The following is a 17597-nucleotide window of genomic DNA, read 5'->3' as shown; positions in this document are numbered from 1 at the left end:
AGGCATGCACGGGAATGAATCATCCGCCGTGACGGTTATTCATTTACTCGGCACTATCAGGGCGCCGCCGGAGGGGACAGTGGGCAAGAACTACGTCGACATCGAGAACGACCGCGGTGAGATGCTGCGCTATCGCAAGCACGCCAACGGTCGCGGACTCGTCGCGCATGGCGCGAAGGTGCACCCGAGCGCCGTCGTCGAAACCGGGGCGTACGTCGAGCCGGGCGTTCAGATCGCTGCCGGCGCGCACGTGGGCCGCGGCGTGTGGGTCGAACGGGATGCCGTGATCGGCCCTGACGCCGACATCGCGCCGCACGCCTACATCGGCTCCGGAGCCGCGATCGGCGCCGGCGCGAAGATCGGCGTGCGCACGCACGTCGGAACCGGAGCTCGTGTCGCAGTGGGCTCGCTCATCGGCGATGACGAGACGATCGGCGACGGCGAACGTGTCGCGACCGACCGGAAGGGCCTGCGTCTAGCGGCCTGAGCGCGTTCCTGCCCACCTTCAGGGGTTCTCGGCTGCCTTCTTCAGGCCGTCGAGCATGGCCTGCCAGTTCGCCGACGAGTGCTCCGCGGCATCCGCTGTCTTGTTGCCGCCCTGCTCGAGCGTGACGTGCGTGCCGTCATCCGACCGTTCCAGCTCGTACGACAGCCGATGGTAGTTCTCCGCAACGTCGTCATCGCCCGACATCGGGCTGAAGTGCGTGACGACGAGGCGCGAGGGCGGGTCTATCTCGACGATCTCGCCCTTGTCCTCGAAGGACTTGCCCTCCCATTCGCCCTTCCATCGGATCGGCGAGCCGACCAGCCAGTCGCTGACGACCTCGGCGCCGAACATGATGTCGGGGTTGGATCCGGGTTGCGTGAGCAGGTGCCACACATGCTCGGGTGTGGCGCGGATGTCGGTCTCGACCCGCGCGATGTGATCGGCCATGATCATCTCCTCCGACGCGCTGTGACGCGTCGCCCCCACCGTACGGTGCGCCGCGACCGCCGCAGAACCGGGTTGACACGAGGTGCCGCAAAGGTCAGGCGAACAGGAACAGCACGAAGCCGATGAGCGGCAGGGTGCCTTGGATGAGCGCCGGGCGCAGGTACTTCATGCCGGTCGTCAGGAGCACGAGCGCCGCCGCGACCATCGAGCCGAGCGTGAACAGGACGAGCGCTCGCCCCGCGGCATCCACCGGCGTATCGGGGCCTGCCGCCCAGAACAGCACGATTCCGATGATGGCGCCGATCGCGAGGAAGAGGTTGTAGAAGCCCTGGTTGTAGGCCATGGGCTTGGTCGCGTCCGCGGTCGCCTGATCGGGCACACCGAATCGCCGCCAGATGCGCGGCTGGGACCACTGCACGCTCTCCATGACGAAGATGTAGACGTGCAGGAGGGCGGCCAGCGAGCCGAACACGGTGGCGAGGATCGGGATCATGTTCCGAACGATATCGCCCGGGCTACGCTGGCGGAATGGCCAAGACCCCGGGTGCGCGCGGCTCGCGCGGTGGGCCGGCTCGTCCACGACGGAATGCCGGCGCCCAGCGCCCCGGCAAGCCCGCGAAGGGGGCGAAGCCCTCGAAGCCGGCCAAGAAGTCCGACGCCCGCCCGGCGGTCGAGCCACTCGATGAAAGCCCGGTGATCGAAGGGCCCTTCATCCTCGGCGCGATCCCCGGTGCGACCCCAGGCAAGTGGATCGACGAGTGGCAGGAGCGCACGCCCGACATCGCGCTCGAACTGCGGCCGATCTCGGTCGCCGGCCAGCGCGCCGCCGTCCTCGACGGCGAGCTCAGTGCCGCACTCGTTCGGCTGCCCATCTCGAGAGACGACCTCCACGTCATCGCCCTGTACGACGAAGTGCCCGTGGTCATCGCGCCTGTCGACTCGCACCTCATGGCCGCCGACGACCTCTGTCTCGACGATCTGGCCGGCGAGATCGTCATCGTGCCGCAGGACGATGTGCTCGGCGTCCTGGTTCCCGGCGGTGTCGCGGCATCGTTCTCCCCACCCGAGGACACTGAGCAAGCCATCGCGATCGTCGCCTCGGGTGTGGGCGTGGTGATCGTGCCCATGTCGCTGGCTCGGCTGCACCGTCGCAAGGATGTCGACCACCGACCGCTTCGCGACGGGCCCGGCTCGACCGTGGCGCTGGCGTGGCCAGCCGGACGCACGACGCCCGCGGTCGAGGCGTTCGTCGGCATCGTGCGCGGGCGCACCGCCAATTCGTCCCGCTGACTCCGACTGGATTCGGGGCGGGACGGTTCGGGGGATGTCTCCGATCGATACCGGCGACATCCCCCGTGGTTCCGTCTCTGAGGCTCCGTGTCCAGATCACGCCCCCGTAGAGCCTGTCGCCCCCAGTGCCCGTGATTCCCCGATCGCGGGCCGCGAAAGACGTTCCGAAATGCAGGAGCGGATGCGATGCTCCCTGATACATCGGTCTCAGAATCCGACGCCGTGCGCCTGGAAGGGCGACGAGACCCCGGTCCGTGTCACGGCCTCGGCGAGGGCGATCGCGGGCGCTGCGCCGGCCGCCAGCCCCTCGTGCATGGCGCCGAGCAGTTCGCAGGCGGCGTCATCCGCGACGACCACCGGCGCTGCGATCACGCATCGAGCGCCGCCGTGAAGCCAGATGCGGGCCATGCCGATCGCCTCCTCCCCCCACCGCACCGACGACCGCCCGACCTCACAGGACGACAGCACGACGGTGTCAGGCACAGACTCCATCAGGTCGATGTCATAGCCGAACAGCGCGCCGTCGGCGAGCTCGAGCCCCGAGAACAGCGGGTTGTCGACGGCATGGCGACCATGCGCCGCGATGTGCAGCACGTCCACGGTCGAAGCCACGCCGATGACGGCCGCCACGGAAGCCGCGTCCCCGAGAAGCGCTGTCGCCTCGCCCCACGCGGATGCTGCGACGCTCACTTCCTCTTCTCCTCGCGCCACACGCGGCCCCACCGCGAAACCCGCCGCGTTCGGCCTCGCCCACCCGCGTCGTCGATCGCGCATCCATCCCGACGCGGATGACGCCAGGGTCAAGGGACGCCCCACGAGCGGCGGCAGCATCGTCCACGGCAGTCCTGCGAGCACTCCGGGGGCCGTCACGACGACGCGTTCCGCCCCATCGAGCACGGAGCAGAGGGGAGACACGAGCAGCGACGAGAGCGCCGCGAGGCGGTCGTCGAGGCTCGCGCGCACCACCCGGGCCATCGGCCCGGTCGTCAAACCCGCCGACACATCGAGTTCGGCGCGCAGTCCGCCCAACGCCGACCGGACCGCACGCCAGTCGAGGTCGACGAGCTCCACGCGCGTGAGTGAGACGCCGAGGGCAACAAGTCTCCGCCCGTCGAACACATACGAGACGAGCGCTTCGTCGGCCGTGAGGGCGGCCCGCACCTCCTCGAGACTCGCACGACGGCGCAGCTCACCCGCGGTCGTGGCCGACCACTGTCGCTCGCGCGCGCGGTCTCTCAGGACGACAGCACGTGGACCTGCGAGCCAGTCGCCGTCTGGCTCGGCCGAACGAAGGACCCGAAGCTCGGCGAGGTCCGCGGCCAGCGCCGGATCGGGAGAGGGCCGGACCGGGATGATCTGCTGATTCATCAGCCTGGCCCTCTCGGACCAGTCGAAGACGACATCGTGCTGCCTCGACCGCACTGCGGACGAGAGGCCGGCGGTGATGAGGCCCGAGCCGCGCATGGCCGACGAACCCTGCAGATCGAGGCTGCCCGTGGCCAGCTGCGTGTGCTCGAGCAGGTCGAGACCTCGCGCGGCGTGCCGGCGCACCTGCCCTTCGTGCGCGCGCGACGCGGCGCCGGCGGCCCGTACCTCGTGAACCAGCAGCGCCACCTCGAGGGGGGTGCTCTCGCGCACCTGCATCGGCGAGACCGTCACCGGGAGCCGCCGCCGCATCCGCGCCAGCAGGTCCGTCAGGTGAAGCGCATCGGCTTCGGGCGCGAACCCCGTCGCGCGCAGCTCGTCGACCACAGCCGCGATCTGACTGGCGGCAGGAAGTCGCCCCGGTGCCTGGGTCGACTGGCCCGCGCGATCGTCGCGACCGAGCGCGAGCCGTGCGCGCAGCTGGATGGCCTCGGCGCGCACGGCCCAGCCGTGGCTTCCGAGCCGCCGGAATCGCCTGGCAGAGGCCGCAGCGACGACCGCTGCGCGCACCGGATCATGACTGAGGAGCGACCGCGCGAGGTGGTAGTCGGAGGAGGCCCGCTCGCGCGGGGCGCGGTGGCGGCCGAAGGCGACCGACACGCTCTCGAGGATCCGCTCCGCCTCGGTGACGAGTCCTGCCTCGCGCAGCACCTCGGCATGGTCGAGCTCGTTGATGGCCGCCCACATGTCGGACTCCTCGTCGAGCGGCTCGCGCACCGCCTGCATCATCTGCAGCGCACGAACCAGGTCTCCCGAGAGCATCCAGGTGTATCCCCGATTGTGGATCGCCTGATTGGCTTCGGCGACAAGGCCTGCTTCGAGATAGGCCGCCTCGGCGAGCTCGAGGTCGGTCATGGCCTCGGTGAGCCGTCCGCGCTGCATGTCGACGAGGCTGCGGTTCATGCGCATGTTCGCCTCTTTGACCGGTTCGCCCGCGAGCCCGTGGATGCTCTTGCTCAGCCAGGTGGCGGCGTCATCCAGCAGTCCTCTCTCCAGTGCGAGCGCGCCGAGCTGGCCCTGGAGCTGAGCGATCGCCGCCGCCGAGAGACCGTCGCGACCCATCGCCTCCAGGCACAGCCGTTCGCCGCCGTCCACGTCGCCCAGTCGCGCCAGCACATACGCTGTGGTGCCCTCGATCCGTGCGAGCAGGTCGGGATCGCCGGCCGTCGACGCCACCCGCTGCGCTGCGGCGAGCGCCCGCTGGGCCTGCGCGTAGCGCCCGCGGTTGGCGAGCTCGACGCCTCGGCGATACAGTCCTTCGGCGCGGTTGGCCATTCAGCAATGATGGCCTCCCCGGCGGCCACCTGCGAGATCGCCGCCGGGGATCTCCCGCGATCAGTTCCTGGAGAGGTCGATACTCTCCACTGCAGCGAGCGCGGTCACGAGCGGGTCGACCAGGTTCGGCGCGGCGGCCATCAGGGAGGGCGCCAGCGCGTTGGCGATCGTGCCGGCGACGAACGGCGCGGCGAAGGACGTTCCGCTCCAGATGGCATACCCGCCCGTGTAGTCGTCCGGATCGATGCCCTGGCGGCAGCGCCCGTAGAGGTCGAACCGAGACCCGGCCTGCACGCCTCCGGTGAGCGAAGGGAAGGAACTCAGCACCGAGGTCCCCGGGGCGAAATACCCGACCCATTTTCCGATGTTGCTGTACAGCGCCACCGACGTGCGCTGCGGATTCAGGGCTCCGACGGCGAGGTGTCTGGCGAGTCCATCGGGCTCATCGAGGTTCAGCTCCGAGCCGTCCCACTGCCACAGCGCGGCGGGGAAGGTGGGTCGGTCGGTGGCGTCATTCCCCGCGGAGCACACGACGACGCATCCCTTGGCGCGCAGGCGCGAGAGCGCCTCGTGCAGACGCGTGCTGTATCGGCCGTCCTCGGGCGTCTCGTGGTAGTAGCCGAGCGACAGGTTCAGCACGTCGAGGTGCTGGGGCGCGTTGCCCCCGACGCCTTCGACCCAGTCCGCCAGCTCCTCGACGGCGACGATCAGCTCGCTCTCGAGCACGCTGCCGTTGCTGTCCGCCACACGGACCGAGATGAGATCCGCCTCCGGGCAGACCTGCCGGATGATGCCCGCGACGAATGTGCCGTGACCGGCCGCATCGTCGAGGAAGCCGTCGCGTGGCCCCGCCTGATCGCCGTAGACCTCGGGATCGGTGTTGGGGTCCTCGATGCCGACCACGCCCACACCCGAGGGGGACGCGAGGCGCCGACGCACGATGTCGTCCGTCCCCGTCTCCGCCGGAAGCCAGGGATCGTGGATGCCGCATCCCGTGTCGACGATCGCGACCACGGGGCGCCGGCCGTTGTCCGCCAACCCCAGCGTGCGCACCGGTGCGGGCCCGACGTACGACACGATCTCGAGCCCCCCGGTTCCGGGGTATCCGTAGCCCTCCGTGCCGGAGGGATTGGTACGCCCGTGAGGATTGGTCCTGCCGTGGGGATTGGTGCGGCCGTGCGGGTTGAGCCCGATCGGATCGACGGTCAGCACATGGTCGAGCCCGACCCCGCGAAGAGCAGGAGCATCGCCCTCCCGACGCAGGTACCTCGGGTCCTCCCTTTTCGGTCCGAGGTTGATTCGATCGACGGACGCGGATGCGGCGAGCGCGATGTCCCGTCGTGCGCTGGCGATCCTCGCCGCGGAGTCCTCGTCGATCGCGACGTCCTCGGGGCGGTCGGCAACGGGTGCCGCGACCACGTCCGGTCGGTCGCCGATCGGTGCCGCTGCATCGCGCGGTCTCGGCCTCGCGGGCCGGATCACGTCGATCGGACCGACGACGTCGGCCAACAGTGCCTTTCTGCGTGCCAGCTGCAGGAGGCGCCATGCATCGACGACGGGCACCGGCTCGTCGTCACGATCGGGTCTCGGCAGCTGGATGATGCGCGCCCGGGTGAGCGGAGCGCCGTTTCGCTGAGGGTTGCCGACCGTTTCGAACTCGATATCCCAGCCGAGCTCGGCGCCCGCGGATCTGAGCGCACTCGCGGCATCGTCTGTGCCGCCGGAGATCAGCAGGTGCCCGGGGGCGTAGACCGTCGTGTACGCGCGCAGACCCGGGACAGGATCCCGCGACGGGTCGAGCACGACCCCTCGGAATTCGTCTGCCGCTTCTCGGTCGCGCCATGTCTGCTCTTCGGCCACGGATCATGCCTTTCGTCTCAGGACCCAGCGCGCCACAGGATCGCAACGCCCGATCGCTTCTCACACCTCGAACTGCGGAGTCTGGAATTCACGCAGCTCGCCATCCACGCCGCGCACGACGATGCGCATCCTCGAGACGCCCGAGGGCACGGCCTCGAACGCGAAGCGCCCGTGCGCCCCTGCCTCGGCCGACCAATCGCGGTCACCCTGAATGAGGCGGATGGCGAGAGCCTCGGCATCCACCCACCCATCGACCCGATGCGACCCACCCTCCGCGGTCGTCACGTGCAGGAGCACGCTCGTCTCGCCGTCGCTGAACTGCAGCGTCGCCGTATCGGTCTCACCGCGCACAGCGGTGAGCGTCGATCCTTCCACCAGCGTCAGGATCGCGTACTCGCGTGAGAGGTCTTCGACGGCGACCGCGGCCACCATCCGGTCGACGAGGTCGGCCGGTGCCGGATCGACCTCCTCCCACACCGCGCGAAGTCGCGCGAACAGCGCCGCATCGGCGCCGAAGTCCTCAGTCTCCATCGTCATCACTCCCCCATCCGGCGCCCTCGAGTACGGCGCGAAGCTTTGCGAGACAGCGCTGGCGCGTCGGCCCGATGGACCCGATCGGCATCGCGAGATCCTCCGCGATGCGCGCATAGTCGGGTCGTTCCTCGAACGCGACGATCCGCAGCAGGCGCTGGCATCGTTCGTTGAGCGTGCCCACCGCCACCCATAGGCGGTGCGACTCGTCATCCGTGGCGGCGGTCTGCTCGGCGGATTCCTGCACCGGCAGGTGCGGCTCGAGCGTCTCGACATCAGTCGCGTCTGCCCGGCGATGCAGCTTTCCGACGCGCCACGCCTCTCGGCGTGCGCACATCGTGAGCCATCCCGACACCGCCTGCGGATCGAGGATCGACTCGTGCCGGCGCACAAGCGTCAGCCACGTCGTCTGCACGACATCCTGCGCGAGCGCCGCGTCGAGCCCATAGGCCCGCACGATGTGCCAGAGCGGCGGCGTCATGAGGCGCACGAGCTCATCCATGGCGCGGGACTCGCCTTCGCGCCAGCGCACGAAGAGCGCCGCGGCGCGTTCCCAGCGTGCGGGCTCGACGGAGTCGACGGTGGCCTCACCGCCCGCATGCGTCATAGCGCCAATTGTGTCCACACTGAGCAGAGAAGCGATAGTGCCCGCTGATACATGTCTGCCAAGCGGATGCAGCGCCCCTCGCCGAGCGGATGCCGCGCCCGCGCCGCCCGCGGCCGGAGGTCTCGTCACGTGTCGAACACGCTCGCGCCGTCCGAGGAGCCCGCCTAGACTCGCGCCATGTCCGCGCCGCTGCTCTACGTCTGCGTTCGTCCGCAGAAAGGAGCGGCCGCGGCCGAGTACGAGTCGTTCCGCCACGCCATGAAGCTCGCCGAGGACCAGGTGGCCCAGCTCGACCTCGTGCGCGAGCCGCTGCCGGACGACGTGTTCGACCGGTACAGCGGATTCCTGATCGGCGGCAGCCCCTTCAACGTCTCGGATCCGGAGTCGACGAAGACCGAGGTGCAGCGCAGGCTCGAGTCCGATCTCGAACGCATCGCTGCGGCTGCGGCGCCGTCGTCGGGCTCGACCGGGCCCGCGGCGATCTTCACGTGCTACGGCATCGGCATCGTCACCCGCATGCTCGGCGGCGAGGTCAGCCGTGCGTACCCGGAGAACACCGGCCCGGTGACGGTCGAGTTGAGCCCCGACGGCCAGTCCGACCCGCTCTTCGGAGGGCTCGCGACGCGTTTCTCAGCCCTCACGGCGCACAAGGAGGGAGCGGGTGAGCCGCCTCCGGACGCCACCCTGCTGGCGAGGAACGACGCGTGCCCGGTGCAGGCCTATCGCATCGGTGACCGCCTCTACGCGACGCAGTTCCATCCCGAGCCCACCGGAGCCGCCTTCACCGAGCGCATGGCGGTGTACCGAGACGACGGGTACTTCGCCGCGAACGACTACGACGCGATCGCCGCAAGGGTGCTCGCGGCATCCGTCACCGAGCCGGCCCGGCTGCTGCGGGCGTTCGCGCGTGCGTTCGGACCGGCCGCCGACTGAGTCATCCTGCTACGCGCCGGCCGGCGGGTCGCGCAGCAGGGCGATGCGCTCCGTGAGGTAGCCGTCCAGCGGCACGTACGCGCCGGAGGCGCTCCAGCGGACGCTCGGGACACCGTTGCGCAGGGCGAGCGGGCCGGATGCCTCACCCCGTTCCACGGCATCGAGGTCGAGCATCCGCCACCCGATGTGCACGGGCTGTCCCTCGGCGAAGCCGCCGCGACGTAGGGCGGCCGCGAGCTCCGCGCGTGCTCGCTGCGATTGCGCGGTGTAGCCTCGCGGTGCGTCCTGGCGCGCACGCACGATGTCACCGGTCGCGAACACGGCGTCGTCGCCCACGAGCAGCACGCCGAGATGCCAGGCCTCGCCGACCGGGATGATCCGCGACGCACGTGCGATACCGAGCACCCGTCGCGGCTCGCGGAGCTCGCCGAGCGGCTCGCGCGGCGCTCCGGCGAGCGCGGCGCGGGCGTCGGCGAGAAGCCCGGCGAGCGTCACGCCTGATCGTCCTCGACCGGTTCGCGCAGAAGGGCCTTCCGCTCTCCGCGGATGGTCATCGCGAGGAGCGGGAACAGCAGCACCGAGAGCATGCCGCCACCGACGAGCAGTGCCGCGTTCGCAGTCGAGAGGATCTTCTCGTCGACCCCGATCGCCGTCACGGCGACGATGATCGGCAGCGCCGTCGCGCCGAGGAGCGCGAGCGACACCCTCTCGGGCCGGGTCGCGCCCTCGGGTGCCGCGAGCATGGAGGGAAGGCCCCGCACCACCAGGAGCAGGACGAGGACCACGGGCAGCAGCAGGAAGAGGACCGGCTGCTCGAGCAGTGCCTCGAGGTTGAAGGTCACGCCGGTGTAGACGAAGAAGACCGGCACGAGGAACCCGAACGCGACCGCCTCGACCTTGCTCTCGACCGCCTTCCGATCGGCTTCGTCCGCGTCGCGCATGATGAGCCGCCACACCACGCCGGCGGTGAACGCGCCGAGCAGCATGTCGAGGTCGAGCACGATGCTGACGGCGATGAGCGCGGCGAGGATGAGGAGGACCACGCGGATCGCGAACTGGCCCGAGGTATGAAGGGTCGCATTGACGAACCGGTGCATCGCTCCTCGGGGCAGCTTGAACGCCAGCCAGATGGCCAGCGCCGCGATCGCGCCGTACAGGATCAGCACGATCGTCGAGATGTCGGGGTCGCGGCCGCCGAGGAAGATCGAGATCGCGATGAGCGGCCCGAATTCGCCGACGGCTCCGACTGCGCCGGTGGCGCGGCCGAACGGCGTGCGAAGCTCGCCGGCGTCGCGCAGGATCGGCAGGATCGTGCCGAGCGCCGTCGAACACAGGGCTACGCCGATGATCACTGCGCCCTCGCCGGGCGCGAGCAGCCAGCCCACTGCGACACCGGCGACCAGACTCAAGATCCAGCCGACGACGGCGTTGCGTCCCGTCCTGCCCCGGAACACGGCGAACTCGATCTCCGAGCCGGCCATGAAGAAGAGCATGGCGAGCCCGTACTGCGAAAGCGTTGCGATGAACTCGTCGGGCTGTGCCCAGCCGAGGATGCTCGGGCCGAGGATGATGCCGAGCAGGAGCTCGAACACCACGATCGGCACCCGCACCCAGCGCCCGAGCCCGCGCGCCAGCAGCGGCGCGAGAACGGCGAGGAGCGGAACGATCAGCAGCGTCGGCTCGAGCTGGTCCACGCACTCACCATAGCGATGGCCAGGAGTGCCCTCGCCCGTTCAATTCATCACCGGCCCAGCGCGGATCGTGCGGCGTCGGCGTGCTTCGCCGCCGCGCGGGAGCGGGATGCGGCATCCGCCTGCTCCGCCTCCAGCCGATCGGTCTCTCGCCCTGCCTTCTCGGCATCGCCCTCGAGCCGTTCCAGGTCGGCCCGCAGCCCGTCGATGCGCTCGCGCAGCAGGTCCGTGCGCTCGCGCGCCTTCGCGAGCTTCTCGTCGAGCTTGCCGAGCTCCCGTGCGGCCTCACCCGCCGCACGCTCGGCCTCGCGTGCGGCTCGTTCGGCGGCCTTGCGCGCCCGGCGCTCGGCGAGGTCGTCGCGGGTCGGCGCCGGGGCGTCCAGCACTCCCGGCAGGCTGCCGCCGACGGCATCGGTCACGTCGACGGCGTCGAAGCCGGTGGCCTCGAGCGGGCGGGTGAGCCGCGCGGTCATGACCGCGGCGGCGGCGGCCGCATCCATCACCGCCGCATTGATCGTCTTCTCGACGTCCTCCCGCGCCACCGCGCTCACCACGACCCCGCGATCTTTGGCGAGCTGCACCGCCTGAGTCGCGAGCGCCGAGACCAGCGCACGGCGCTGGCGGCTGAGACGCGAGAGCTCGGCCGCGTCGAGGTCGTCCTGCGCCTCTCGCAGGGCGGCAGCGAGGTCGAGAGCGTCGCGCAGCTGGCCCTCGCGGGCGAGAAGGTTGACCGCCCACGCCGCGGCCGTCGGCTTGCGGAGCGCCTTCAACCGGCCGGCGAGCGCACGATCCGCCGTCGCACGGGCGTTGCGGGCTGCCGTGAACTCGTCGGGTGGCAGCGCATACAGCTCGACCGCGAGCGCATCCAGTGCGTCGGTCGCGTCGTCGGCGGAGGCCACCAGCCCATTCTGGCGCCCCGGCAGGCCCGGCCGCGAGTCAGCGAGTGGCTGCCCCTGACCGGCCGGTCCAGGAAACACAGCATCCCTGCACCCCGAACCTGCGAAACCCGGACCGGACGGTGTCCACGAGTGGCTGCGCTTGACCCGCCGGTCCAGGAAACACAGGATCCAGGCACCCAAAACCTGCGAAACCCGGACCGCCCCCCAGTCACGAGTGGCTGCCCTTGACCCGCCGGTCCAGGAACACTGCATCCGGTCCGCGTCCCGCGCGAACTGCTGAGTCGGCGCGGCTCGGGGGATTCGCCGCGTCTCAGACCGAGAGCTGCGCCCGCGAGTCGGTGGATGTCGACGGCCCGTGCAGTTCGCGGTGCAGAAGCTCCATGTGGGTGTCGAGCTCGGCAGCGGTGTGCGCGGCATCCCGAAGCTCGTCGAGCAGGCGTGCCGGAACCTGCCTGTCGTACTTGTAGTAGATCTTGTGCTCGAGACTCGCCCAGAAGTCCATCGCGATCGTGCGGAACTGCACCTCGACCGGCACCTGCACGCGGCCGGTCGAGAGGAACACCGGCACCTCGACGATGGCGTGCAGGCTCTTGTAGCCGTTCTCCTTGGGCTGGGCGACGTAGTCCTTCACCGCAAGGACGGTGACGTCATCCTGCGCGGTGAGCAGATCGAACAGGCGGTAGGTGTCGGGCACGAAGCTGCACGTGACGCGGACGCCGGCGATATCGGTGATGTTCGCCCTGATCGAGTCGAACCCGGCATCGATTCCCTTGCGCACGACCTTGTCGACGAGGCTGTCGGGCGATTTCACACGGCTCGAGACGTGCTCGATCGGGTTGTAGTCGTGGTTGTGGAGGAACTCGTCGCGCAGGATGCCGATCTTCGTCTCGATCTCCTGCATGCCGAATCGATACTCCAGCAGGAATCGCTGCAGTTCGTCACGCGCGCTGCGCAGTTCCGACGGCGAGATGGTGAACTGCTGCTCATCGAGCGAAGACGCCATGCAGCCCACCGTACGTAATCCGCCTACGAACAATCTGTGAGATCGGGCTCGGCGAACTGCCGGCATCAGGCTGATTCGCGCCGCCATCGGCCTGATGTCGGCGAAGCGCCTGAACTCGTGGCCGGGTCGGGGATACGGCGTCACGCTTCGCATCCGGCAGGATTTGCCCCGCTCAGGCCGAGGCGACGATCCCCGCCTGTCGCGCTGCGCCGAGCGCGACGTACTCGCCGGGCTCGGGTACCTCGACGGGTATGCCGAACACCTGCGGGGCGATCATCCGCACCGCCTCGGACTGCGCTCCGCCGCCGATGAGGAGCGCCCGCTCGAGCGGCACCCCGAGCGCACGAAGCGCCTCGAGCCCCGCGCCGAGCCCCGACAGCATGCCCTCCACAGCGGCGCGCGCGACGTTCTCGCGCGTCGTCGAGGTGAGCGTCATGCCGGTGAGGGAGGCGGTGGCATCCGGCAGGTTGGGGGTCCGCTCCCCCTCGAAGTACGGCACCAGCGTCAGCCCACCCGCGCCGGGCTCGGCGTCGAGGGCGAGGCGGCTCAGTTCGGTGTGGTCGACTCCGAGCAGTCGCGCGACGGCATCCAGGACCCGCGCGGCGTTGAGGGTCGCGACCAGCGGAAGGAAGCGCCCGGTGCAGTCGGCGAAGCCCGCCACCGTACCCGAGGGGTCGATCGTGCGCTCCTCGCTGACCGCGAAGACCGTGCCGCTCGTGCCGATCGACACCACCACATCGCCGGGCTGCGCATCGAGTCCGAGGGCCGCGCCGGCGTTGTCCCCCGCGCCGGATCCGACCCTGCGGCCCGCCTCGTCCTCGACCCACTCGTAGGGGCCGAGCACACGCGGCAGCACGGCGTCGTGACCGAGGGCCGCAATGAGCAGCTCCCGATCGTAGCCGCCGGTCGCGGGGTTCCAGTAGCCGGTGCCCGAGGCATCCGACCGATCTGTGACGAGCTCGTCGAGCACCGGACCGCGCGGCGACTCGGCTGCGGGGCCGAAGCCGCGCAGCCGCCACGTGAGCCAGTCATGCGGCAGCGCGACGGCCGCCACGCGGGCTGCGTTGTCGGGCTCGTGGTCGCGCAGCCACCGCAGCTTCGTGATCGTGAAGGATGCCACCGGCACGAGCCCCGTCCGCTGCGCCAGCGCGTCGGCGCCGAACTCCGCGATCAGGTCGGCGCCCGCGCCCGCCGAGCGCGTGTCGTTCCACAGCAGTGCAGGGCGGATGACGCGTCCCTCCGCATCGAGGACGACCATGCCGTGCTGCTGGCCGCCGATCCCCCAGGCCGCCACATCTTCGAGGCCGCCGCCACGTGTGCTGAGCCCCGTCGAAGCATCCGCGAGCGCGGACTGCAGGGCCACCCACCATGCGGCGGGATCCACCTCGGTTCCGTCGGGGTGGGATGCCCGGCCGGACCGAACGACGGCACCGGTTGCGGCATCCGTCACAACGACCTTGCAGGACTGTGTCGACGAGTCGACTCCTATCACGAGCGCCATCGCTCCGGTCCTCTCTCAACCCCCTCGGTTACGGACGCGACACGCCGCGCGCGGGCCGCGCGACGCGGCGTGTCGCATCCGTAACCGGATGGGTGTGGGTGGGTCAGCCGCGGGCGCCGAGCAGGTGCTCGGTCGCGAGCTGCTGCAGGCGGACGAATCCGAAGCCCTTGCCGCCGAGGTACACACTCGGGTCGAAGTCCTCGTAGGCCGAGCGGTCGGCGAGGAACTCGTCGTAGGTCTCGCCGGGGTTCAGCGTCGGCACCGAGAGCTCGGGCACACGCGAAGCGGCGAGCGCCTCCTGCACCTCGGGGTCGGCGCGGAAGGCCGCGGCACGCTCCTTCAGCAGCAGGTACGTGCTCATGTTCGCGGCGGCGGAGTCCCACACGCCGGTCTCGTCCTCGGTGCGGGAGGGCTTGTAGTCGAAGTGACGGGGGCCGTCGTAGGCCGGGACACCGCCGGGACCGCCGTTTTCGAGCAGATCGACGAGGGCGAAGGCATTGTGCAGATCGCCGTGACCGAACACCAGGTCCTGGTCGTACTTGATCCCGCGCTGGCCGTTGAGGTCGATGTGGAAGAGCTTGCCGTGGTACAGCGCCTGGGCGATGCCGGCGGCGAAGTTCAGGCCGGCCATCTGCTCATGACCCACCTCGGGGTTCAGGCCCACGAGCTCCGGCCGCTCGAGCGAGTCGATGAACGCGAGCGCGTGCCCGAGCGTCGGCAGCAGGATGTCGCCACGCGGCTCGTTGGGCTTCGGCTCGATTGCGAAGCGGATGTCGTAGCCCTTGTCGGTCACGTAGTCCCCGAGCAGGTTCACGGCCTCGCGGTAGCGCTCGAGCGCCTGGCGGATGTCCTTCGCGGCGTCGTACTCGGCGCCCTCGCGGCCGCCCCACATGACGAACGTCTGGGCACCGAGCTCCGCGCCGAGGTCGAGCTGACGGAAGACCTTGCGCAGCGCGAAGCGCCGCACATCGCGGTCGTTCGAGGTGAAGCCGCCGTCCTTGAAGACGGGGGCCGAGAAGAGGTTGGTGGTCACCATCGGGATGATGAGTCCGGTGTCCGCCAGCGCGCCCTTGAGGCGATCGATCTGGTTCTGCCGCTCGGCATCGGTGGAGCCGAACGCGAACAGGTCGTCGTCGTGGAACGTGAGGCCGTAAGCGCCGAGCTCGGCGAGCTTCTCGACCGCGTGCACGACGTCGAGCGGATGACGGGTGGGTCCTCCGAACGGATCGGTGCCGTTGTAGCCGACGGTCCAGAGGCCGAAGGAGAACTTGTCGGCGGGAGTGGGGGTGGGCATGACGCTCCTTCGCGCAGAAACTAATTGTTGTGATTGACAACCTATACCAAAAGCACGAACGGGTCCACTGTCGCGTCGTGCTCCATCGACACGGACGTCAGAATTCGTCGTTTGGCGCAACAAACCTGGGTCCACTCGTACAGTAAGTGTCGTGAACGACTCCGTCGGCATCCGTCAGGCCAACCTGAGCCGTGTGCTGCGGCTCGTGCACGTCGACGGTCCCCTCTCGCGCGCCGCCCTCACCGAGGCCACCGGGCTGAACCGCTCGACCATCGCGGACCTCATCGGCGCCCTCGTCGAAGGCGGCCTCGTCGAAGAGCGCGCGCCGGACCCGGTCGGCCGCGTCGGCCGGCCGTCGCCCGTTGTCGCGGCGCATCCCCGGGTGGTCGCGATCGCGGTCAATCCCGAGGTCGATGCCCTCACCATGGCGGCCGTCGGCCTCGGCCGTCGCATCCCGGTCCGCGTGCGGCTCGAGGTGGACCACCTGCTCACGCCCGACGAGACGGCGGCGCTCGTCGCCGAGCAGATCGGCCTGTGGAAGGCGGAGGCCCTGGTCGGCCACCGCGTCGTCGGCGTCGGGATCGCGGTGCCCGGCCTCGTCCGCGCATCGGACGGTCTGGTCCGCGACGCGCCACACCTGATGTGGCGGGATGTCGCGCTCCGCGATCTGGTGTCGACGGCGTCCGGCCTTCCCGTCGTCGTCGGCAACGACGCCAGCATGGGTGTCGCCGCCGAGCACCTCTTCGGAGCGGCACGCGGTGAGGACCACATCGTCTACCTGAACGGCGGCGCGAGCGGTATCGGCGGCGGACTCGTCGTGAACGGGTCGCCCGTCACCGGCGCGGCGGGATACGCGGGTGAGTTCGGCCAGAATCGCCCCGGCATCGCCGCCGACACGGATCGCACGGTGGACGGCGGCGTACTCGAAGACGAGGTCAGCCGGGCCCGACTGCTGTCCGTGCTCCGCCTCCGCAGCGCCGATGAGCCGACACTCGCGGCGGCACTGGCGGCCTCGACGGCGCCGGAGGTGCGTGCCGAGGTCGCCCGCCAGCGGCGCATCCTCACCACAGCGCTCGCGAACGCCGTGAACGTCCTGAACCCTTCCGTGGTGGTGCTGGGCGGATACCTGGCCGCCCTCGCGGCCGAGGACCTCGACCTGCTGCTGACGGCCGTGAGCGACACCGCGATGCCGTCCACCTGTGAGGATCTCTCCATCCGCGTCGCCGTTCTCGCGGAGGATCGCCTGCTGATCGGCGCCGCGGAGGCGGCATTCGCCGACCTGCTGCGTGACCCGCTCGCACCCGGAGCACCCGGAGCGCCCAGGGCCTCCTGACCGGAGCTGTCAGTCCGAACGTGGGGGTGGGCCGGTCGTGCCGCGCGCGATGAGCTTCGTCGGCAGCCGCAGGTGCTGGGCGGCGGGATGCTCGTCGGCCATGAGCGACATCAGGAGCCCGGCGGCCACCGCCCCGAGCGACTGCATCTGCTGACGGACGGTGGTGAGGGCGGGCGTGAGCTGGGATGCCTCGGGGATGTCGTCGAATCCGACGACGGACAGGTCTCGCGGCACCTCGAGCCCGAGGAGATTCGCGACCTCGATGATCGCGATGGCTGACAGGTCGTTGGCGGCGAAGATCGCGGTCGGGCGATCGGGCCGCGAGAGCAGCGCGGTCGCCGCCTCCCGCGCCGTGTCCTGCGCGTAGCGGCCGACACCGATGAGCGAACTGTCGACGGCGATCCCCGCGTCGGCGAGGGCACTCCGATAGCCGGCCTCGCGGGCGATGGAGGAGCGCAGGTCGGGGCGTCCCGCGATGAAGCCGATGCGCGTGTGCCCGAGCTCGGTGAGGAAGCCGACTGCCGCACGGGCGCCGCCGAAGCTGTCGGATTCGACCGTCGGAAGGTCGGCGGGACCGGTGTGCGGATCGATCGCGACGATCGGCACGTCCGCAGTGATGTTGACCACAGTCGGGGTCACGAGGATCACGCCGTCGATGAGCGTCCCGCTGAGCCGGCTGAGCGATCGGCGCTCCCACCCCTCGCTTTCGGCATGGCCAGAACCGCTGTAGGCGAGGAGCTCGAACGGATGCTCCCGCAGCCCGGCGCTCACGCCCTTGAGGATCTCGGCACTGAAGGGCTCGAAATCGGCCACCAGCACCCCGATCACGCCCGTTCGGCGTGACCGCATGCTGCTCGCGATGAGGCTCGACTCGTAGCCGAGCTCTCGCACGATTCGCATCACATGGTCCACCGTCGCCGGTGCGACGCCGTACCGGGAGTTGACCGCCTTCGACACCGTCGCGACGGACACGCCCGCAGCCGCGGCGACGTCGCGGATGGTGGGCCTGGTGCTCATGTGT

17 protein-coding genes are annotated in these 17597 nt (G+C 70.1%); 4 read left to right on the top strand and 13 right to left on the bottom strand.

The annotated features are described in order from the left end of the window. The first annotated feature begins 79 nt into the window (after nt 1-79). Entirely contained in the window at nt 80-487 is a 408-nt protein-coding gene (locus ABD188_RS07140) for a transferase (RefSeq protein ID WP_344059926.1), read from the top strand. 18 nt (nt 488-505) lie between these two features. On the opposite strand, the gene ABD188_RS07135 is transcribed toward ABD188_RS07140, so the two are convergent. Together ABD188_RS07135 and ABD188_RS07130 are read right to left on the bottom strand one after the other, a co-directional pair. Then, on the bottom strand, nt 506-934 hold the full coding sequence (locus ABD188_RS07135; protein ID WP_344059924.1) for an SRPBCC domain-containing protein: 429 nt from the start codon (nt 932-934) through the stop codon (nt 506-508). A 94-nt stretch (nt 935-1028) separates the two neighbouring features. Further along, nucleotides 1029-1427: a DUF1304 domain-containing protein gene (locus ABD188_RS07130; protein WP_344059922.1), complete on the bottom strand. Its 399-nt coding sequence runs from the start codon at nt 1425-1427 to the stop codon at nt 1029-1031. Nucleotides 1428-1462: 35 nt separating this feature from the next. Here ABD188_RS07130 and ABD188_RS07125 point away from each other — a divergent pair, with 35 nt between their 5' ends. Next, nucleotides 1463-2224 carry a LysR family substrate-binding domain-containing protein gene (locus ABD188_RS07125; protein WP_344059920.1) on the top strand — a complete coding sequence of 254 codons (762 nt, stop codon included), beginning with the start codon at nt 1463-1465 and terminating at the stop codon, nt 2222-2224. 207 nt (nt 2225-2431) lie between these two features. Here the strand turns inward: ABD188_RS07125 and ABD188_RS07120 are convergent, their stop codons facing one another. The 4 genes from ABD188_RS07120 to ABD188_RS07105 are packed head-to-tail and all read right to left on the bottom strand — an operon-like array spanning nt 2432 to nt 7922. Further along, complete coding sequence (locus ABD188_RS07120) at nt 2432-4924, bottom strand: CHAT domain-containing protein (RefSeq protein WP_344059918.1); 2493 nt, start codon at nt 4922-4924, stop codon at nt 2432-2434. Between the two features lie 60 nt (nt 4925-4984). Continuing rightward, complete coding sequence (locus tag ABD188_RS07115; protein ID WP_344059917.1) at nt 4985-6784, bottom strand: S8 family peptidase; 1800 nt, start codon at nt 6782-6784, stop codon at nt 4985-4987. Nucleotides 6785-6844: 60 nt separating this feature from the next. Then, nucleotides 6845-7321: a hypothetical protein gene (locus ABD188_RS07110; protein WP_344059915.1), complete on the bottom strand. Its 477-nt coding sequence runs from the start codon at nt 7319-7321 to the stop codon at nt 6845-6847. Further along, nucleotides 7305-7922, bottom strand: coding sequence for an RNA polymerase sigma factor (locus ABD188_RS07105; protein ID WP_344059913.1), 618 nt, complete (start codon nt 7920-7922; stop codon nt 7305-7307). The genes ABD188_RS07110 and ABD188_RS07105 overlap by 17 nt, the downstream gene beginning before the upstream one ends. 177 nt (nt 7923-8099) lie before the next feature. On the opposite strand from ABD188_RS07105, the gene ABD188_RS07100 reads away from it, so the two are divergent. Then, nucleotides 8100-8855, top strand: coding sequence for a glutamine amidotransferase-related protein (locus ABD188_RS07100; RefSeq protein ID WP_344059911.1), 756 nt, complete (start codon nt 8100-8102; stop codon nt 8853-8855). 9 nt (nt 8856-8864) lie between these two features. On the opposite strand, the gene ABD188_RS07095 is transcribed toward ABD188_RS07100, so the two are convergent. The 6 genes from ABD188_RS07095 to xylA all read right to left on the bottom strand — a co-directional run bounded on the left by ABD188_RS07095 (nt 8865) and on the right by xylA (nt 15243). After that, nucleotides 8865-9350: a glutaminase gene (locus ABD188_RS07095; RefSeq protein ID WP_344059909.1), complete on the bottom strand. Its 486-nt coding sequence runs from the start codon at nt 9348-9350 to the stop codon at nt 8865-8867. Then, a complete protein-coding gene (locus tag ABD188_RS07090) occupies nt 9347-10549 on the bottom strand; it encodes a cation:proton antiporter (RefSeq protein WP_344059907.1) in 1203 nt (400 codons plus the stop codon). Before ABD188_RS07090 ends, ABD188_RS07095 begins: the two co-directional genes overlap by 4 nt. 47 nt (nt 10550-10596) lie before the next feature. Further along, nucleotides 10597-11445 (bottom strand): transposase, encoded by an 849-nt coding sequence (locus ABD188_RS07085; RefSeq protein ID WP_344059905.1) that lies wholly within the window; start codon nt 11443-11445, stop codon nt 10597-10599. A gap of 310 nt (nt 11446-11755) precedes the next feature. After that, the gene (locus ABD188_RS07080) at nt 11756-12448 is read right to left on the bottom strand and encodes a GTP pyrophosphokinase (protein ID WP_344059903.1); all 693 of its coding nucleotides are present in this window, start codon (nt 12446-12448) and stop codon (nt 11756-11758) included. A gap of 172 nt (nt 12449-12620) precedes the next feature. Then, nucleotides 12621-13949 (bottom strand): xylulokinase, encoded by a 1329-nt coding sequence (gene xylB, locus ABD188_RS07075; RefSeq protein WP_344059901.1) that lies wholly within the window; start codon nt 13947-13949, stop codon nt 12621-12623. Between the two features lie 103 nt (nt 13950-14052). Next, nucleotides 14053-15243: a xylose isomerase gene (gene xylA / locus ABD188_RS07070; RefSeq protein WP_344059899.1), complete on the bottom strand. Its 1191-nt coding sequence runs from the start codon at nt 15241-15243 to the stop codon at nt 14053-14055. Between the two features lie 151 nt (nt 15244-15394). Here xylA and ABD188_RS07065 point away from each other — a divergent pair, with 151 nt between their 5' ends. Next, nucleotides 15395-16576 carry an ROK family protein gene (locus ABD188_RS07065; protein ID WP_344059897.1) on the top strand — a complete coding sequence of 394 codons (1182 nt, stop codon included), beginning with the start codon at nt 15395-15397 and terminating at the stop codon, nt 16574-16576. 9 nt (nt 16577-16585) lie between these two features. On the opposite strand, the gene ABD188_RS07060 is transcribed toward ABD188_RS07065, so the two are convergent. Then, nucleotides 16586-17593, bottom strand: coding sequence for a LacI family DNA-binding transcriptional regulator (locus ABD188_RS07060; RefSeq protein ID WP_344059895.1), 1008 nt, complete (start codon nt 17591-17593; stop codon nt 16586-16588). Between the last annotated feature and the right edge of the window lie 4 nt (nt 17594-17597).

This window comes from Microbacterium pumilum (assembly GCF_039530225.1).
In the GTDB taxonomy this organism is placed as follows: domain Bacteria; phylum Actinomycetota; class Actinomycetes; order Actinomycetales; family Microbacteriaceae; genus Microbacterium; species Microbacterium pumilum.
The sequence above is the reverse complement of the archived record's forward strand: the minus strand, read 5'-3'. Positions and strand labels throughout refer to the sequence as shown.

What these genes read in the sequence shown, in the direction of transcription:
- ABD188_RS07135 (WP_344059924.1), bottom strand. Translation starts at nt 934, where the DNA reads ATGGCCGATCACATCGCGCGGGTCGAGACCGACATCCGCGCCACACCC.
- ABD188_RS07130 (WP_344059922.1), bottom strand. Translation starts at nt 1,427, where the DNA reads ATGATCCCGATCCTCGCCACCGTGTTCGGCTCGCTGGCCGCCCTCCTG.
- ABD188_RS07125 (WP_344059920.1), top strand. Translation starts at nt 1,463, where the DNA reads ATGGCCAAGACCCCGGGTGCGCGCGGCTCGCGCGGTGGGCCGGCTCGT.
- ABD188_RS07120 (WP_344059918.1), bottom strand. Translation starts at nt 4,924, where the DNA reads ATGGCCAACCGCGCCGAAGGACTGTATCGCCGAGGCGTCGAGCTCGCC.
- ABD188_RS07110 (WP_344059915.1), bottom strand. Translation starts at nt 7,321, where the DNA reads ATGACGATGGAGACTGAGGACTTCGGCGCCGATGCGGCGCTGTTCGCG.
- ABD188_RS07105 (WP_344059913.1), bottom strand. Translation starts at nt 7,922, where the DNA reads ATGACGCATGCGGGCGGTGAGGCCACCGTCGACTCCGTCGAGCCCGCA.
- ABD188_RS07100 (WP_344059911.1), top strand. Translation starts at nt 8,100, where the DNA reads ATGTCCGCGCCGCTGCTCTACGTCTGCGTTCGTCCGCAGAAAGGAGCG.
- ABD188_RS07080 (WP_344059903.1), bottom strand. Translation starts at nt 12,448, where the DNA reads ATGGCGTCTTCGCTCGATGAGCAGCAGTTCACCATCTCGCCGTCGGAA.
- xylB (WP_344059901.1), bottom strand. Translation starts at nt 13,949, where the DNA reads ATGGCGCTCGTGATAGGAGTCGACTCGTCGACACAGTCCTGCAAGGTC.
- xylA (WP_344059899.1), bottom strand. Translation starts at nt 15,243, where the DNA reads ATGCCCACCCCCACTCCCGCCGACAAGTTCTCCTTCGGCCTCTGGACC.
- ABD188_RS07060 (WP_344059895.1), bottom strand. Translation starts at nt 17,593, where the DNA reads ATGAGCACCAGGCCCACCATCCGCGACGTCGCCGCGGCTGCGGGCGTG.